15 protein-coding genes are annotated in these 14858 nt (G+C 66.9%); 10 read left to right on the top strand and 5 right to left on the bottom strand.

The features are described from left to right. Window positions 1–356: hypothetical protein (locus AC5RUU_RS18270; protein WP_493976623.1), on the bottom strand; the 356-nt coding region annotated here is incomplete at its 3' end. 90 nt (window positions 357–446) lie between these two features. On the opposite strand from AC5RUU_RS18270, the gene AC5RUU_RS18265 reads away from it, so the two are divergent. The 10 genes from AC5RUU_RS18265 (at window position 447) to AC5RUU_RS18220 (ending at window position 10458) form a co-directional block, all read left to right on the top strand. After that, window positions 447–1502, top strand: a complete 1056-nt coding sequence (locus tag AC5RUU_RS18265; RefSeq protein WP_493976622.1) for a hypothetical protein — start codon at window positions 447–449, stop codon at window positions 1500–1502. A 5-nt stretch (window positions 1503–1507) separates the two neighbouring features. Then, window positions 1508–2497 (top strand): HAD-IIA family hydrolase, encoded by a 990-nt coding sequence (locus AC5RUU_RS18260; RefSeq protein ID WP_493976621.1) that lies wholly within the window; start codon window positions 1508–1510, stop codon window positions 2495–2497. Window positions 2498–2506: 9 nt separating this feature from the next. Further along, window positions 2507–2728: a hypothetical protein gene (locus AC5RUU_RS18255; protein ID WP_493976620.1), complete on the top strand. Its 222-nt coding sequence runs from the start codon at window positions 2507–2509 to the stop codon at window positions 2726–2728. Next, complete coding sequence (locus AC5RUU_RS18250; RefSeq protein ID WP_493976619.1) at window positions 2728–3543, top strand: TlyA family RNA methyltransferase; 816 nt, start codon at window positions 2728–2730, stop codon at window positions 3541–3543. Before AC5RUU_RS18255 ends, AC5RUU_RS18250 begins: the two co-directional genes overlap by 1 nt. Window positions 3544–3556: 13 nt before the next feature. After that, window positions 3557–4582, top strand: a complete 1026-nt coding sequence (locus AC5RUU_RS18245; protein WP_493976618.1) for an NAD kinase — start codon at window positions 3557–3559, stop codon at window positions 4580–4582. Between the two features lie 4 nt (window positions 4583–4586). After that, window positions 4587–6326: a DNA repair protein RecN gene (recN, locus tag AC5RUU_RS18240; protein WP_493976617.1), complete on the top strand. Its 1740-nt coding sequence runs from the start codon at window positions 4587–4589 to the stop codon at window positions 6324–6326. 135 nt (window positions 6327–6461) lie between these two features. Next, window positions 6462–8249: a CTP synthase gene (gene pyrG / locus AC5RUU_RS18235; RefSeq protein WP_493976616.1), complete on the top strand. Its 1788-nt coding sequence runs from the start codon at window positions 6462–6464 to the stop codon at window positions 8247–8249. A 27-nt stretch (window positions 8250–8276) separates the two neighbouring features. Then, complete coding sequence (locus tag AC5RUU_RS18230) at window positions 8277–8939, top strand: NUDIX domain-containing protein (RefSeq protein WP_493976615.1); 663 nt, start codon at window positions 8277–8279, stop codon at window positions 8937–8939. Next, the gene (gene xerD, locus AC5RUU_RS18225) at window positions 8939–9973 is read left to right on the top strand and encodes a site-specific tyrosine recombinase XerD (protein ID WP_493976614.1); all 1035 of its coding nucleotides are present in this window, start codon (window positions 8939–8941) and stop codon (window positions 9971–9973) included. Before AC5RUU_RS18230 ends, xerD begins: the two co-directional genes overlap by 1 nt. Next, window positions 9970–10458, top strand: a complete 489-nt coding sequence (locus AC5RUU_RS18220; RefSeq protein WP_493976613.1) for an 8-oxo-dGTP diphosphatase — start codon at window positions 9970–9972, stop codon at window positions 10456–10458. The genes xerD and AC5RUU_RS18220 overlap by 4 nt, the downstream gene beginning before the upstream one ends. Before the next feature lie 83 nt (window positions 10459–10541). On the opposite strand, the gene AC5RUU_RS18215 is transcribed toward AC5RUU_RS18220, so the two are convergent. The 4 genes from AC5RUU_RS18215 to AC5RUU_RS18200 form a co-directional block, all read right to left on the bottom strand. Then, window positions 10542–11681 carry a bifunctional 2-methylcitrate synthase/citrate synthase gene (locus AC5RUU_RS18215; protein WP_493976612.1) on the bottom strand — a complete coding sequence of 380 codons (1140 nt, stop codon included), beginning with the start codon at window positions 11679–11681 and terminating at the stop codon, window positions 10542–10544. 63 nt (window positions 11682–11744) lie between these two features. Then, window positions 11745–12650 (bottom strand): methylisocitrate lyase, encoded by a 906-nt coding sequence (gene prpB, locus AC5RUU_RS18210; RefSeq protein ID WP_493976611.1) that lies wholly within the window; start codon window positions 12648–12650, stop codon window positions 11745–11747. A 1-nt stretch (window position 12651) separates the two neighbouring features. Further along, on the bottom strand, window positions 12652–14172 hold the full coding sequence (locus tag AC5RUU_RS18205; protein ID WP_493976610.1) for an MmgE/PrpD family protein: 1521 nt from the start codon (window positions 14170–14172) through the stop codon (window positions 12652–12654). Window positions 14173–14182: 10 nt separating this feature from the next. Then, a complete protein-coding gene (locus tag AC5RUU_RS18200) occupies window positions 14183–14821 on the bottom strand; it encodes a GntR family transcriptional regulator (RefSeq protein ID WP_493976609.1) in 639 nt (212 codons plus the stop codon). Between the last annotated feature and the right edge of the window lie 37 nt (window positions 14822–14858).

Raw genomic sequence — 14858 nt, 5'->3', positions numbered from 1 at the left:
GCGGCGGGGAGCGGAAGCCTTTCGGTGACCGTGACCGCAAGCCTTTTGGTGATCGTCCGCGTCGCGAGGGCGACGGCGACCGGCGCACCTTCGGCGGCGGGGAGCGGAAGCCTTTCGGTGACCGTGACCGCAAGCCTTTTGGTGATCGTCCGCGTCGCGAGGGCGACGGCGACCGGCGCACCTTCGGCGGTGGCGAGCGGAAGCCTTTCGGTGACCGTGACCGCAAGCCTTTTGGTGATCGTCCGCGTCGGGAAGGTGACGGTGACCGCCGCGCCTTCGGCGGTGGTGACAACCGCAAGCCGTTCGGCGATCGCCAGGACCGCCAGGACCGGGGCTTCGATCGCGGCGACGCACAACGTGGGGGTTCTCCCCGCGGCGGAGCACCGCGCGGCGATGCCGGGCCCCGCAGGTTTGATCGCGACCGCCAGGAGGACAGGCCCACGCGCGTGCCCAACGTCCGCGACATCCGCAGCGCCAACCGCCCTGACCGGGAACGCTCTCCTGAAATTGACGAGGACGTTACGGGCAAGGAGCTGGACCGCGCTACCCAGCACCAGATCAAGACCCTCGAAGCGAGGAGCGCGGAGTGGGTTGCCCGCCACCTTGTCATGGCCGGGCGCCTGATCGACGAAGAGCCCGAGCTCGCGTTCCAGCACGCACTGGCAGCAAGCCGCCGTGGCGGCAGGCTCGCTGCAGTCCGTGAAGCCGTAGGCCTCACAGCATATGCGGCAGGCCACTACGGCGAGGCGCTTCGGGAGTTCCGCACCTACCGGCGCATCAGCGGGTCCAATGTGCACCTGCCGGTTATGGCCGACTGCGAGCGGGGCCTGGGCCGCCCGGACCGCGCACTGGACGTGGCACGTTCCGAGGAAGCACAGGACCTGGACGCCCCAGGCAAGGTGGAGCTGGCGATTGTGGCTGCAGGGGCCAGGAGGGACCTCGGGCAGCTGGACGCCGCCGTCGCTGAGCTGGAAATTCCCCAGCTGGACATGAACCGGGCGTTCTCCTACAGCCCCCGGCTCTTCCGTGCCTACGCTGATGCCCTTGCAGCCGTGGGCCGTGAAGCTGAAGCGGACAAGTGGCAGAAGCAGGCCGTCGTAGCCGAAAACGCACTGGGCCAGGGAATCGACGAAGAGCCCGACATCATCGACCTCGGCTGGGACGAAGAGGAAGAAGCCCGCGAGGAAGCAGAGCGCCGCCGCCACCTGGAGCGCGCCTCCGTGGCCAACCAGACGGCAACCGCCGCCGCTTCAACCGGAGAAGCCACGGCCGACGCCGGCACCTCCACAAGCACCCACGAGGGCATCGTGGCGGGTTCCGAAGGGGAGCAGGAAACCAGCAGTGTCGACCGGGAAGTCGATGACCAGGAAGCGGACTACTTCGTTTCCGACGACGCAGAGTCGGATGAGGACTCGGTGGAGCACGACGAGCTGGACGACGCCGTGGAAACCGGCGGTGCAGGCGACGACGACGCGGGCAACCAGGACAGCCGGGAAGACTGACACGAATGACCGAAGTTTCGCTGATCTCCTTGTTCGATGCGCTCCTGTCCGATCTGGACGGGGTGGTCTACGCGGGTCCCCACGCGATTCCCGGAGCGGTGGAGTCGCTGCAGCGGCTGTCCGGTCTCGGCGTGGGGCTGGGCTACGTCACCAACAACGCGTCACGTTCTCCTGCGCAGGTTGCAGCGCACCTGCGTGACCTGGGTGCTCCCGCTGAAGACAGCCAGGTGGTCAGCTCATCGCAGGCGGCAGCGGAACTTCTGGCGTCAAGGCTGGCGCCGGGATCACGGATCCTGATCACCGGCAGCCCGGCGCTGGCGCACGAGATCGAACTGGTGGGCCTGGTCCCGGCCTACAGCCAGGACGAGAACCCGGTGGCAGTGGTCCAGGGCTTCAACCCGGAGATCGGCTGGAAGGAACTGGCCGAAGCTTCCTACGTGGTATCTGCCGGAGCCCTTTGGGTGGCCACCAATACGGACCTCTCCATACCGCAGGCGCGGGGAATCGCTCCCGGCAACGGCACCTTGGTGGCAGCCGTGGCCGCGGCAACCGGACAAAAGCCCCTCGTGGCAGGAAAACCGGAAGCACCGCTATTCCACACCGCCGCCAAGCGGCTGGGCGCCGAGCGCGCGTTGGTGGTGGGCGACCGGCTGGACACGGACATCCTGGGCGGCAACAACGCCGGCTTCGCCACCGTAGCGGTCCTCACCGGCGTCGATACCCGCCAGACCATACTGGCCGCACGTGCCGCCGAGCGGCCGGACTACATTATTGAAACGCTGCCGGACCTGTACCAGCCCTACCCCGAAGTGACGCACGACGACGGTACCTACGTCTGCGGGAAGGCCACCGCCCGCGTGGCCAACGGAGCGGTGGGCATCATTGGCAGCCAGGACAACCTCGATTCCTGGCGCGCAGCCTGTGCCGCATGGTGGGCTGCCACCCCGGGCGCCGCGGCACCGCAGGCGCCAAAACTTGCGTGGCTGGATCATTAGACTGGTTGAATGACTGAGCTGACCGGACCCGACCCAGCAGCAGCCCAGCCTTTCCCGGACTGGCCGCAGGCAGGCGATGCCGGGATTACCGATCCTGCAGTTGCGCAGGCCATCGCCCGGCTGGAGTCCCTGCCCCAGGTTCCCGTGGCGGAGCACGAAGCAGCCTACAACAGGCTCCATGACGAGCTCCTTGTAGCGCTGAACGCCGAACCCACGGAAGGCGGAGCCTGATGTCGGCACGCCTCGACCAGGCCCTGGTGGCCCGCGGGCTGGCCAGGTCACGCACCCATGCGGCTGCCCTGATTGCCGAAGGAAAAGTCAGTTCGGCGGGCAAGGTGCTGGGAAAAGCGTCCCTGCAGGTTGACGACGACAGCGACCTCGCCGTCGTACACGATGAACAGGACTCCTACGCCAGCCGTGCCGGGCACAAGCTGGCGGGCGCGCTGGACGCTTTTCCGGAAGTGTCGGCACAAGGCAAAAGGTGCCTCGACGCCGGAGCTTCCACCGGCGGCTTCACGGACGTCCTGCTGCGGCGCGGCGCGGCATCCGTGGTGGCGGTCGACGTCGGACATGGCCAGCTGGTGCCGCACCTCCGCAGCGATTCCCGCGTAACGGTCCACGAGGGCATGAATGTCCGCTACATGGCACCGGAGGACATCGGCGGACCGGCAGCGCTGACCGTTGCCGACCTGTCCTTCATCTCGCTCACCCTGGTGGTACAGCCATTGGCACAGTGCACGGAACCCGGCGGGAACCTGGTCCTGATGGTGAAGCCGCAGTTCGAGATCGGCAAGGATCGGCTGGGCCGCACCGGCGTGGTCACGTCGGAGCGCGAACGCCGCCTGGCCGTGGAAAAAGTCGCGCTGGCAGCGCTTGACGCCGGCCTGGCCCTGTGCGGGCTGGCGGTCAGTCCCTTGCCCGGCCAGGACGGAAACGTCGAGTACTTCCTGTGGATAAAGCGCAGGATCAGCCAAGACTTGCCTAAGATCGAAGAGCGGGAGGCAGCAGTAGCTGCCTTGCTCGGAAGTATCTGGCCCAACCACTAGAGAGCGGAACCTGATGAGCAGGCGTGTACTGGTCCTTGCCCACACCGGCCGCGAGGAATCACTGAAGGCCGCCTGGGAGGCCTGCGCCCTGTTGCACGCCTCGGGTATTGTCCCGGTGATGCAGGAGTCCGAGCTGGGGGACATGGAACGGTTCTTCGGGCACCTGGCCCAGCCTGTGGAGGTGCTCCACGACCATATCCAGCTGCCGGACGTCGAACTGGTGATGGTCCTGGGCGGCGACGGCACCATCCTGCGCGCGGCGGAACTGGTCCGTGAGGTGGACGTACCGCTGCTGGGCGTCAACCTGGGCCACGTGGGATTCCTGGCTGAGAGCGAGCGGGCGGATCTGGCCCAGACCGTGGAATGGATCGCCAGCCGCGACTACACCGTGGAAGAACGGATGACCATCGACGTCCAGGTGTGGGTGCGCGGCCAGAAGATCTGGCACACCTGGGCACTTAACGAGGCCGCGATCGAAAAAGCAAACCGGGAGCGCATGCTCGAGGTTGTCACCGAGGTAGATGAACGCCCACTTACGTCCTTCGGCTCCGACGGCATCGTGCTCGCCACCCCCACGGGCTCCACGGCCTACGCCTTTTCTGCAGGCGGCCCTGTGGTCTGGCCCGAGGTGGAGGCCCTGGTGATCGTCCCGATCAGCGCGCACGCACTCTTCGCCAAACCCCTCGTGGTCTCGCCCCGCTCAAAGCTCGCAGTGGAGGTCCTGGGGCGCACCGACGCCCAGGGAGTCCTCTGGTGCGACGGCCGGCGTTCCGTGGACCTTCCGCCCGGCGCCCGGGTGGAAGTCACAAAGTCGGCTACGCCCGTCCGGCTGGCCCGGACCCACCAGACGCCGTTTTCCGCCCGGCTGGTCCGGAAGTTCGAGCTGCCCATCCACGGCTGGCGCGGGCCGGTGCCCAAGGCCGAGGCCATCCACACCGGGCCCATCCCCATCGTCCGGACGCCGCGGCCCATGCCCCCGCTCCAGGTGCCGGAGTCTGGCCGGCCCGATGCTGACACTGATCCGTCGACCGCAAAGTGAAGCCATGCTTGAAGAACTGAGAATCCGCGATCTCGGCGTCATCACCGACGCAACCCTGCCGCTGGGCCCGGGCTTGAGCGTGGTGACCGGCGAAACCGGTGCCGGCAAGACCATGGTGGTGACCGCCGTAGGGCTGCTGCTGGGCGCACGCTCGGATGCGGGCGCCGTGCGGAGCGGGGCGAAGAGCGCCACGGCCGAGGCTGTGCTGAAGCTGGACGCCGGGCACCCGGCCGTCGCCCGGGCGCTGGATGCGGGCGCCGAAGCGGAAGAGTTTAACGGCGGGGCCGAGCTGATCCTGGCCCGCCGCCTGGGTGCCGATGGCCGGAGCCGGGCTTTCCTGGGCGGCCGTGCCGCCCCCGTGGGTGTCCTGGCCGAGATCGGCGAAACCCTGGTGGTGGTGCATGGCCAGTCGGACCAGATCCGGCTGAAAGGTGCCACGGCGCAGCGCGGTGCCCTGGACAAGTTCGCGGGTGAGGCCCTGGCCGGGCCGCTGGCGGCGTACCAGGACCTGTACAACCATTGGAAAGCCACCCAGTCCGAGCTGGACGCGCTGCGCAGCGCCGCCCGAGACCGGCTGCGTGAGGCCGAATCGCTGCAGACGGCCCTGGCCGAAATCGACGAGGTGGATCCGCAGCCGGGGGAGGACGAGCTGCTGAAGGCCGAGGCAGTTAAACTGGCCAATGTCGAAGAGCTGCGCATCGCGGCCAGCACGGCCCACCAGGCACTGATCGCCGAGGACTTCGGCGAAGAAAGTGATGCCACCACCCTGGTGGATGCTGCCAAGCGGACCCTGGAACACGTGGCCGAACACGACGCCGAACTGGGATCGGCTGCCGCCCGCCTCGCCGAGGTGGGTTTCCTGCTCAACGATATTGCCACCGAACTGGCCAGCTACCAGGCCGGCCTGGACTCCGAGGGACCGGAACGGCTGGCGGAGATCGAGGACCGGCGGGCGTCGTTGGCCAAACTGGTCCGGAAATACGCCCCCACCATCGACGAGGTGCTGGAGTGGGCGGAAAACGCCCGGGTCAGGTTCGACGAACTGCAGGATGATTCCTCCAGGATCGAGGCCCTTGACACCGAGGTGGTCCGGGCAGAGGCAGACTTGAAGAAGCAGGCCGCTGCCATCAGCAAGATCCGGGCCAAGGCTGCCAAGGACCTTTCGGCACGCGTCAGCGCGGAACTGAAAGCTCTGGCCATGGCTGATGCCACCCTGGTGATCACACTTGAGCCGGCCGCCCAGCTGGGCCCGCACGGGGCGGACGAAATCAGCTTCCTCCTGCAGCCGCATTCCGGCGCGCCGGCCCGGCCGCTGGGCAAGGGTGCTTCCGGCGGTGAACTATCCCGTGTGATGCTCGCCATCGAGGTGGTGCTGGCCGCGGTGGATCCAGTGCCCACGTTTGTCTTCGACGAAGTGGACGCCGGCGTGGGCGGACGCGCCGCCGTCGAAATCGGCCGGCGGCTGGCCATGTTGGCCCGGCATGTGCAGGTGCTGGTGGTGACCCACCTGCCCCAGGTTGCGGCTTTCGCGGACCAGCACATCACCGTCACCAAAACCTCTGTCAGGGGAGCCGACGGCGGCACGGCCACCGGGTTCACCTCCAGTGATGTGCGCCTCCTCGACGGCCCCGAACGGGTCCGCGAACTTGCCCGCATGCTGGCTGGCCAGGAAGATTCGGAATCTGCCCAGGCGCACGCGCAGGAACTGCTCGACGACGCGAAACTCCTGCCCCAGCGGGGCTGACGGCGCTGCCTGTGCAGCCGGCGCACCGGATGTCCGGCAAGCACAAGCGCCCGAACCCTTGATCCGCGGGCGGCCGGACCTGCAGACTGGAACGTTTGGGGGACAGTTTCGTTCGATCCGTGGAAGGCTCAATTGATGATAGGCTCGAATTCCGTGGTGCAGCGATCAAATTCCCGTGTAAATTCCCGGTTCCCGGGCTCGTCCAAGACGACCAAACACATCTTCGTCACCGGTGGTGTGGCGTCCTCGCTCGGCAAGGGACTGACGGCTTCAAGCCTCGGCCACCTGCTGCGGGCACGCGGCCTGTCTGTAACTATGCAGAAGCTCGATCCCTACCTGAACGTGGATCCGGGCACGATGAACCCCTTCCAGCACGGTGAAGTCTTCGTCACGGACGATGGCGCAGAAACCGACCTGGACATCGGGCACTACGAGCGCTTCCTGGACGAAAACCTTGAGGGCTCGGCGAACGTGACCACCGGCCAGGTCTACTCCACGGTCATCGCCAAGGAACGCCGCGGCGAATACCTCGGTGACACCGTCCAGGTCATCCCGCACATCACGGACGAGATCAAGCGGCGTATGCGCCTGCCCGCCGAAGGGAAGAACGCCCCCGACGTGATCATCACCGAAATCGGCGGCACCGTGGGCGACATCGAGTCCCAGCCGTTTCTCGAGTCCGCCCGCCAGGTCCGCCAGGACATCGGCCGCACCAACGTGTTCTTCCTCCACGTGTCGCTGGTGCCGTACATCGGACCGTCGCAGGAACTGAAGACCAAGCCCACGCAGCACTCCGTTGCAGCACTGCGCTCCATCGGCATCCAGCCCGAGGCCATCGTGATCCGCTCGGACCGCGAAGTGCCCGACGCGATGCGCGAGAAGATCGGCCGCATGTGCGATGTCGACATCGACGCCGTGGTCAACGCCGCCGATGCCCCCAGCATCTACGACATCCCCAAGACCCTGCATACCCAGGGCCTGGACTCCTACATCGTGCGCGCCCTGGACCTGCCGTTCAAGGACGTGGACTGGACCAGCTGGGACAAGCTGCTGGAGGCCGTGCACAACCCCAAGCACCACGTCGAGATCGCCCTGGTGGGCAAGTACATCGACCTCCCGGACGCCTACCTGTCGGTGACCGAGGCCCTGCGCGCCGGCGGTTTCGCCAACGACACCAAGGTGAAGATCCGCTGGGTGCCGTCCGACGAATGCGAGACACGCGAAGGGGCCATCAAGGCGCTCGACGGCGTCAACGCCATCTGCGTCCCCGGCGGCTTCGGCATCCGCGGCCTGGAAGGGAAGCTGGGTGCGCTGAAGTTCGCCCGCGAAACCAAGCTGCCCGTCCTGGGGCTCTGCCTTGGCCTGCAGTGCATGGTGATCGAATACGCCCGCAACGTGGTGGGACTCGAAGGCGCCTCCTCCAGCGAATTCGAGCCGGACTCCAAGTACCCGGTGATTGCCACAATGGAAGAGCAGCTCGAGTATGTCGAGGGCCGTGGCGACCTCGGCGGGACCATGCGCCTGGGCCTTTATGAAGCCAAGCTTGACGAAGGATCCGTCATCGCCGGAACATACGGCAAGACCACCGTCAGCGAGCGGCACCGCCACCGCTACGAGGTCAACAACAAGTACCGCGAGCAGATCGCCGCCGAGGGCCTCGTCTTCTCCGGTACCTCGCCCGACGGCAAGCTGGTGGAGTTCGTGGAGCTGCCCGCCGAGGTCCATCCGTACTACGTGGCAACGCAGGCGCACCCGGAGCTAAGCTCCCGCCCCACCCGCCCGCACCCGCTGTTCGCCGGACTGGTCAGGGCAGCCCTGGACCACCAGGGCGGCGGCCAGCCGGACAGTGCCGACACGGCCACTGCCGCCGCCGCTGCTGGTGCTCCGGAAGCCCAGCCGTCCGGTACGGTAGCCGCTAAGTAGTTCCCACAACAGAAAAAGGACGGCGCGATGCCCGGTACACCTGAAGCCACCCCTGCCACAGGACAGGTTTCGGATGCACCGAGCCCGCGCCGTCTTTTGTCCACCGAGAAGGTCTACGAGGGCCGGATCTGGGACGTTGTCAGCGACACCTTCCAGTTGCAGGAGTCCGGTGATGCCCTGACGCGTGACTACATCGACCATCCCGGTGCGGTTGCTGTCCTGCCCATGAATGCCGAGGGTGAGGTCCTCCTGCTCAAGCAGTACCGGCACCCCGTGGGCATGGATCTGTGGGAAATCCCGGCGGGCCTGCTCGACGTCGAGGGTGAAGACTTTGTGGTGGGAGCAGCCCGTGAACTCGCCGAGGAAGCCGACCTGGCGGCAGGCACCTGGAACGTGCTCGCCGATGTCTTCAACTCACCCGGCTCCTCCAGCGAAGCCATCCGCATCTACCTGGCCCGAGGCCTCACCGAGGTTCCGCACCACGACCGCCACGAGCGGACGGACGAGGAAGCGGAGATCGAATTCCACTGGATCGGCCTGGACGACGCCGTGGCCTCCGTACTGGCAGGCCGGCTCCACAACCCGTCGGCCGTCGTCGGAATCCTTGCTGCCGCCGCCGCGCGGGCTGACGGCTATGCAGGCCTTCGTCCTGCCGACGCACCGTGGCCGGCGCACCCCAGCCAGTGCTGATGGTTCCCGATCCTTCTGCTGAAACCGTTCCCCTGGCAGAAACCGCGCCGCCCGCCGTCGCGGTCCCGCCGGGGGAAAAGGCGGCAGCAGTTGCTGTTCCCGGACCAATTGCCCGGGGAATCACGGATTACCTTCAGCACATGGGCGTGGAGCGGGGGCTCGCAGCCAATACCCTTGCGGCCTACCGGCGGGACCTTGCCCGGTATGCCCGCTACCTCGAGGCCGCCGGGTGCGTGGCGCCGGAAGACATCACGCGTCACCACGTCACCGGCTACGTCCGCGCCCTTTCGGACGGGTCCGACGGCGGTTCGGCGCTGGGTATCCGGTCTGCGGCACGGACGGTGGTTGCCGTCCGTGGACTGCACAAGTTCTGGGCCCTGGAAGGCTACACGCCCGCCGACCCCGCCAGCGACGTCCATCCACCGATGGCAGGCAAGCGGCTGCCCAAGGCCATCAGCGTGGATGAGGTCACCAGGATCCTCGAGTCGGCCGGGACGGACACCGCGACCGGGCTGCGGGACCGTGCCCTGCTGGAGTTCCTTTACTCCACCGGAGCCCGGATCAGCGAGGCGGTAGGCCTGGACGTGGACGATATCTCCCTGGCGGAGCCCGAAGCGGGTCCGGCCATCGTGCGCCTCTTCGGCAAGGGGTCCAAGGAGCGGCTGGTCCCGCTGGGCTCGTACGGAGCCCGCGCGCTGGATGCCTACCTGGTGCGCGGCCGACCCCTGCTGGCTGCAAAGGGCAAGGGCACGCCGGCACTGTTCCTTAACGCCCGCGGAGGCAGGATCAGCCGCCAGAGTGCCTGGACCATCCTGAAGGCAGCCGCCGATAAAGCCAATATCACCAAGGACGTGTCGCCCCACACCCTCCGGCACTCGTTCGCCACCCACTTGCTCGAGGGCGGGGCGGACGTCCGCGTGGTCCAGGAACTCCTGGGCCATGCGTCCGTGACCACAACGCAGGTTTATACGCTGGTCACGGCCGACACCCTGCGCGAAATTTATGCCGCCGCGCACCCCCGGGCGATCGGATGAGCGGCCAAGGCGCCGCCGTCACACTGTGCTTCCTCCTCCGGGAGACGCCGGAGGGCGCAGAGGTGCTGCTCGGGATGAAACGCACCGGCTTCGGCAAGGGAAAGATTGTCGGGATCGGCGGCCACGTGGAGCCGGGGGAGAGCGACCGGGAAGCAGCCATCCGTGAGGTCTACGAGGAAACGGGCGTCTCGGTGTGCCTGGAGGACCTGGTGGATGCCGGCTCTGTCCGTTTTGTCTTTCCGGCGCGCCCGGAGTGGAACATGGACACCAGCCTTTTCACCGCCAGGAGCTGGCAGGGTGAACCGGCCGAAAGCGACGAGATCGTGCCGGAGTGGTTCCGGGTCCGGAGCCTGCCGGTGGACCGCATGTGGCAGGACGCCGACCATTGGCTGCCGGTGGTGCTCGAGGGCGGCCGCGTCAACGTCGTCGTCACCCTGGACACGGACAACGAAACCGTCGCGTCGTCCGAAAGTTTGCTGCCCTAGACGTACTGCACCCAGCCAGCCGGCGGCCGGGCGGCCGCCTGCGCGCCGAGGGACAAGACGTCGTCGTACTTCTCCTGGCGGCGCTAGGCCAGGTGCCGCTCCTCGGCGCCCACATACTCGCTCAGCGGCCGGATCAGGGAATTGGAATCCAGCTGCTCCATGATGTGGGCGGTCCAGCCCGTGATCCGGCTGGCCACGAACAGCGGCGTGAAAGTCGCTGTATCGAACCCCATGAGGTGGTAAGTGGGCCCCGCCGGGTAATCCAGGTTGGGCTTGATGCCTTTCGCCTCGTCCATGGCGTTCTCCAGGCCCTGGTAGAGGCCCAGCAACTCCGGCCGGCCATAGTGGGCAACCATCTTGTCCAGGGCGGCCTTCATGGTGGGGACACGGGAGTCACCGTGCTTGTACACGCGGTGACCGAAGCCCATGACCTTTTTCTTCTGGGCCAGGGCGTTTTCCATCCATGCCTTCGCCCGGGCGGATGCTTCCTCCAGGGACTCCTGGGGGCGGATCCCGATCTCGTCGAACGTATGCATCACCGCTTCGTTGGCCCCGCCATGCAGCGGTCCCTTCAGCGCGCCGATGGCCCCGGTGACCGCGGAGTGCAGGTCCGAGAGCGTGGACGTGATCACGCGTGCCGTGAACGTGGACGCGTTGAAGGAGTGCTCGGCGTAGAGGATCATCGAGACGTTGAAGGCCTCCACCACTTCAGGGACCTGCTCCTCGCCGAAGGTCATCCACAGGAAGTTGGCAGAGTAGCCGAGGTCGTTGCGGGGTTCAACGGGGGACTGGCCACGTCGCCGCCGCTGGTCATAGGCCACAACCCCCGGCATCGCCGAGAACAGGTCCACGGCCTTGGCCATGTTGGCTTCGCGGGATGAGTCTTCCGCGAGGTGGTGGCGGGCGCCCATGACCGAGGCGGCCGTCCGGCAGACGTCCATGGGATGGGCCGTATCGGGGAGGGCATCGATCACCTGCTTCACCACCGGATCCAGGGCGCGTCCCGCGCGTTCCCTGGCAGTGAATTCCGCCAGTTGCTCCTGCGTGGGCAGTTCCCCGTTCCAGAGCAGGTACGCTACTTCCTCGAAGCTGCAGCGGGCCGCAAGTTCCTGTACGGGGTACCCGCGGTAGAGCAGCGAGTTGGTGTCCGGGTTGACCTTGGAGACGGACGTGTAATCCACCACGACGCCGGCGAGACCTTTTTTGATGTCCTGTTCAGCCATGCTGAAAACTCCTTTGTTCCTGTCGCCTGTTGGGATGCCGGCGGCAGCCGGCACGTGGTCGGGTCAGTGCTCCCCGGGTACCTGGAAGTTGAAGACCCCCGTGTCGAACCGGTTGTACCCCTCGTAGTCAACCAATTCGTATAAACGTGCACGGGTCAGCATGCTGCCAACCTGTGCTTCCTGCGTTCCGTCTGCCTTGATCGAGTCCAGCGTACGCTCGGCGGCGCCCATGGCACTACGGAGCAGGGTGACGGGGTAGATCACCATGTTGACGCCCACGGCCTGGAGCTGCCGGGTGGTGAAGAGATCGCTTTTGCCGAATTCGGTCATGTTGGCGAGGATGGGCACGCTGACGGCGTCGCGGATTGCCTGGAATTCGGCGAGGTCGCGCATGGCTTCGGGGAAGATCGCGTCGGCGCCGGCGTCCACGAGGGCTTTGGCACGGTCTTTGGCTGCCTGGAGTCCGTCGGTGGCGCGGATGTCGGTGCGGGCCATGATCAGGAAGTTCGGGTCGCGGCGGGCGTCGGCTGCGGCTCTGATGCGTTTGGTGGCGGTGTCCAGGTCCACCACGTTCTTGCCGTCCAGGTGGCCGCAGCGCTTGGGGTTGAACTGGTCCTCGATGTGCAGTCCGGCCAGGCCCGCGTTCTCGATTTCCTGCACTGTGCGTGCCACGTTCATGGGTTCGCCGAAGCCGGTGTCGGCGTCCACGATGGCGGGCAGGTCGGTCATCCGGGCGATTTGCCCGGCCCGGGTCGCGACCTCGGTCAGGGTGGTCAAACCGATGTCGGGCAGGCCGAGGTCGTTGGCCAGGACTGCGCCGGAGATGTAGACGCCCTCGAAGCCCTTTTCCTGGATCAGCCGGGCTGAGAGCGGGTTGAACGCGCCCGGGAACTGCGCGATGGTCCCGGACGCGAGGAGTTCGCGGAACTGGATCCGTTTCTGCTCCGGGGTGGTTGTTGAGTACAGCACGTTAGAACAGTCCCTTCGGTGCCGCGCCCAGGTCGATGACGCCGGGGGCGGCGGTGATGTTCAGCTGGTCCAGTTCCCCGGCGGCGAGTTCGGGGAGGCGTTCGACGGCGGCGAGGAACCGTTCGATTTCGGCCTCCTCGACCAGCCTGGCGGCGAGGGTGCGGAACTTGTGGATGTACTGTTCACGGCCGAACGGCCGGGCGCCGAGCGGGTGGGCGTCGGCGACGGCGATCTGATCGGTGATCACGGTGCCGTCGGTGAGGGTGATTTCCAATGAACCGCCGAAGGCTTTTTCGTTGATGTCCAGGGAGTGGTAGCGGCGGGTCCACTCGGGGTCTTCCACGGTGGTGACTTTCTGCCAGAGCTCCACGGTGTCCGGGCGTGCGGCGCGTTCGGGGGAGTAGGAATCGACGTGGTGCCAGGACCCGTCCTGCAGCGCGACGGTGAAGATGTACGGGATGGAGTGGTCCAGCGTCTCCCTCGATGCGTTCGGGCTGTACTTCTGGGGGTCGTTGGCGCCGGAGCCGATGACGTAGTGGGTGTGGTGGCTGGTCTTGATCAGCACGGACTTCACGTTCGTGGGGTTGGTGGCTTCTGGGTGTTCTCGGTTCAGTTTCCGGGCGAGGTCGATCCAGGCCTGGGCCTGGTACTCCGCCGAGTGCTCTTTCGTGTAGGTGTCCAGGATGGCGCGTTTGGCCTCGCCGGGGGTGGGGAGCGGGACCTGGTAGGAGGCGTCGGGTCCGTCCAGCAGCCAGGCGATGACGCCGTCTTCGCCTTCATAGATGGGCACCGGGGAGGTCTGGCCACGCATGGACCTGTCCACTGCTTCCACGGCCATCTTGCCCGCGAACGCCGGGGCGTGTGCCTTCCAGGTGGAGATCTCGCCCTTGCGGGACTGTCGGGTGGCGGTGGTGGTGTGCAGGGCCTGCCCGATGGACTGGAAGATGGTTTCGACGTCGAGGCCCAGCAGGGTGCCGATGCCGGCCGCGGCGGAGGGGCCGAGGTGGGCGACGTGGTCGATCTTGTGCTTGTGCAGGCAGATGGCCTTGACCAGGTTGACCTGGATCTCGTATCCGGTGGCGATGCCACGGACCAGGTCCCTGCCGCTGGCACCGGTGTGCTGGGCGACGGCCAGGATGGGCGGGATGTTGTCCCCGGGGTGTGAATAGTCAGCGGCGAGGAACGTGTCGTGGTAGTCCAGTTCCCGGACCGCCACGCCGTTGGCCCACGCCGCCCACTCTGGAGAGACCCGTTCGCCGATGCCGAAGACCTTCGCGCCTTTGCCGCCGGTGCTCGGCCCATGGGCCAGGGCCTGGGCCCGGGCGGCGACGATGGGGGCCCGGTTCAGCGAGGCGATCGCCACCGAGGCGTTATCGATGATCCGGTTGATCACCATCTCCGTGACGTCGTCAGTGACCTCCACCGGGTCTGCGGCGACCACGGCGATCTTGTGCGCCAGCTGCTCCTCCCGGGGCAAGTTCTCTTCACTCTTGTACACGCGGACGTGGTTGTTCTTGACCATGGCGGTCCTCCTAGGGAGATGGTGCGGTGGCTTTGATATGGGAAAGGCTGCGGTGCAGGTGCATCGTGGTGGCAGCTTCAGCGAGCCGCGGGTTCCGGTCCGCGATGGCACCGGCGATTGCTGCGTGTTCGGCTGCGGCAGCGGACAACCGGTCGGTATCGTCGGCAGCCATCCTGCGGATGCGGACAAGGTGAACCCGCAGGCTCCGCATGGCCTGCACCAGGTACGAGTTGGCGATGGACGCATCGATGGCCCCGTCCAGCCGGGCTGCCAGTTCGTAGTAGTCGTGGATGCCGGAGGCGGAGCCGGTGAGTAGATCCGGGGCCTGCAGCAGTTCGCCCTGCAGCCGGCGGAATGAGGCAGGTTCCCCGCGCTCGGCTGCCAGTGCCGCTGCCCGTCCTTCCAGCGTTTCGCGGAGCTCGAAAAGCTCGTCTATGTCCGCCAGGGAGATGCCGGTGACCACCACGCCGCGCCTGCCCGCCGTCGTCAGGCCTTCGGCAGTGAGGCGGCCCAGCGCCTCCCGAAGCGGCGTGCGGGAGACGCCCAGGCGTTCAGCCTGCTCCACCTCGGCCAGCAAGGCACCGGGCGGCAGCCGCCACTCCACAATGTCGTCGCGCAGGGCGACGTAGGCGCGTTCGCTGGCCCGCATTGCTGCTCCTTTCGGTGGCTATCACTATTGTATACAC

Source organism: Arthrobacter sp. K4-10C (assembly GCF_059090085.1).
Note: the sequence above shows the minus strand (reverse complement) of the source record. Positions and strands in the feature narration are given on the sequence as shown.